The following is a 2,925-nucleotide window of genomic DNA, read 5'->3' as shown; positions in this document are numbered from 1 at the left end:
AGAGTTGAAATACTCCCTGATGAGCAAATTTTACGACAAAGAACAACCCAAGGCAAAGGTCTTCTCCGTCCAGAACTCGCCGTTATTTTTGCCTATGCTAAATTGACCTTAAAAGAAGAAATTGCTAATAGCCCCATTGTTGATGATCACTATTTCAATACAGCCTTGCTGAACTATTTTCCAACCCAAATTCAAGAAAATTTTAAGAAGGAAGTTATTAACCATCAATTGCGTCGTAATATTATCGCAACGCTGATTGCCAACGATATTGTAAATCGTGGAGGCCCCACTTTTGTTAATAGACTACACGATGCAACAGAACAAAAGACTGAAAATATTATTCGCGTTTTCATTGCCATCCGCGATGGTTTCGAAATTCCTCAATTGTCTGAGCAAATTGATAAGCTTGATAATAAAATACCCGGTCTTGTCCAAAATAAATTCTACGCAACAATGACCCCAATGCTCTTTGAAACAACCAATTGGGGTTTGCACAACATAGATCTCTCACGTCCATTAGAAGAAATTGTAAAAACAATAAAACAAGCCCGTAGCGTTATTGAAAAAGAGCTTATGCATTCTCACGGCAACGATATTAAGCAAAAGATTGAAGAAAAAGCATTACACTACAGCGAAGAGGGAGCACCAAAAGCATTAGCGAAACAATTAGCTCTCTTGGAAGCTGCTTCAACAATCTGTGATATTTCTTTGATTGCAAAACAAAGCAACAGTGATCTTATTAAAACCGCAGAGATCTACTTTTCACTTGCGCAAATCATTCGTATAAACCGCATTAACGAAGCAAGTCGTATAATTCCTGTAGTAGATTATTATGATAGTATGGCTTTAAGCCAAGCCAAAGAAAATGTTTCTGAAAGCTTTCGGCAAATCGTTATGAAAATCCTCAAAAATTATGGAAAGAAAAAAGATCCTTTTGACACTTGGAAAAAAACAGAAGAAGATCATATTCACAACATTACAAACCGCATTAGCGCCCTTATTGAAAATGATCTCAATATTTCTCGTTTTACTTTTGCAGCAGGATTGATTTCTCAACTTCAAAATATTGGCTTTCAAACCTAAAGAAAATACAAAACGACCCCCTCAATCTCCCGTTCTATCCCACCACCACAACAAACCAACTAAGACAGAGCAGAAGTTTGCATTTTAGACATAACACCAAAAATAAAAATCTCGCTATTTATCACAATAGAATTGTTTGCAACAATTTCAAAAAAACAACAGGATTGATTTCTCACCCTAAAAACATAAACTTTCAGACTTAAAAGCAGTACAAAACAGCTAAGCTTTTGCTCCGTTCTATCCATCCATGACTAATCAACAAGGGAAGAACGGAAACCCTATCCCGCATTTTTAGACAGAGCACTCAAAATAAAAAATAAATTCAAATTTTACTGTCAAATATCCTTCATCATAAAAATATAATATATTGATTTACAATCATAATTTTATCATTTTTATGATAATCCGATATTCTAAATTTGTCTCATTTAAAATCTATTTATATTCAATTAATTAACCCCATTTCCCCTTGCATATTGCAAATGGGAAAGCCGAATAGATAAAAACAGTAAAGAAAGGACTAAAAATGCCCCTCATAAACCGCCTCAAGTGCCAAAAGCTGCAGTAAGATTGAGAATTAGCAAATATAAGCAAATATAAATATGATGATGTTTTCCCCTAGCTTGTTACTCCGTAACCGAAAAGATGATGGTGCTTAATGGCTTTATCCTTATACCATTCACAGGCGACATCGTGAAATAGGAAGCACTGAGAAATATTTTTTTAACAAATGCGTAAATATGCAATACAAATATATTCTGTTTTACGTGGAAGACATATAGCTTCATTAAAAAATATCAGAAATAAAAGGATAAGCTTAATCCATTATTTAAAAGATATAACTGTAACTGCTTTTGAAATGCGTAAAATCGAATAAAAAATGACAGTAAAGATGGATGTTGATTTTCCCCTTTACAACTTCATATCTTCCTCCAACTAGGCTATTTACTTGTTTTAAGAGGTTACACCCAAACAGATATATGCAATATGCTCATTCCATATATAAAGAAAAAGGTTCCTAACAAGTACCACACCACCTGTATAAAAAGGCAATTCAGCATACTTTAAAATGCCACTTTTTCCATAGAAACACTGTTGCTATATGTAGTTTGACATAAGATTTTGTACTAAGTGAAAAGAGGTTGGACGAGTTAGGAGTAGGTGATAATTTTTTATTTTTATAGCTATTTTTTTACCATTAAATACGCATTTTGTTAAAATAGATTTTGACACTCTAAAATTGCAAAAAAGTGTGAAAATCAGAAAAAGTTGAAATTTGGTAGTAAAAATGAAAAAAGGCTTTGGTACAACACCTAAAGTGGAGCAAGACGACCAAGTTTTAAAAATCCCAGTTTTACCCACCCATTGTTAATGAGCAAGGAAAGAACGGGAGCGCCGTCCGCATTTTTAGGCAAAGCACCCAAAATAAAAAATAACGCTTGAAGATTATTGGCTTGCGCGGGAAATAAGCGCTGCAGAGTGTTAAGAAGCTTCATGGACTGAATAAGGACAAGTTCAAATTTTGCTGTCAAATATCCTTCATCATCAAAAGAAAAAGGTCCACTAATACGCACTGCACCACCTGTATGAAAAGTCAATTCACCTTGCTTTAAAAGTCCACTTTTTCCATACAGTCGCTGTTGCCAATTTTTTTCTTCATGTTCAAACAGAAGAGAGGCATCATTTAAAATCCATTTCAAATTGCCATCAATTTTAGGAATATCAACAAAAGAAGATTTTAAAAAGGGAGAAGCATCAAAACCGTCAAAAGTTATATGTCCCGATAAATCATTCTTTTCATGTTTAAGATCAAGTCGAAAAAATTCTGCCGTTATTTTTTGA

Annotated in this window: 1 protein-coding gene and 1 pseudogene; one reads left to right on the top strand and one right to left on the bottom strand. The window is 34.0% G+C overall.

Going from position 1 to position 2,925, the window contains the following annotated elements:
- Positions 1-1,083: pseudogene (locus ACFIL8_RS03505) on the top strand (NAD-glutamate dehydrogenase); the annotation flags it as partial.
- 1,313 nt (positions 1,084-2,396) lie between these two features.
- Here ACFIL8_RS03505 and ACFIL8_RS03500 read toward each other — a convergent pair.
- On the bottom strand, positions 2,397-2,925 hold a 529-nt coding region (locus ACFIL8_RS03500), incomplete at its 5' end, for a DUF2125 domain-containing protein (protein WP_375688930.1).

It is taken from the genome of Bartonella sp. AP57NXGY (assembly GCF_042195805.1).
Lineage (GTDB): Bacteria > Pseudomonadota > Alphaproteobacteria > Rhizobiales > Rhizobiaceae > Bartonella.
This window is presented reverse-complemented; position numbering and strand designations above follow the sequence as displayed.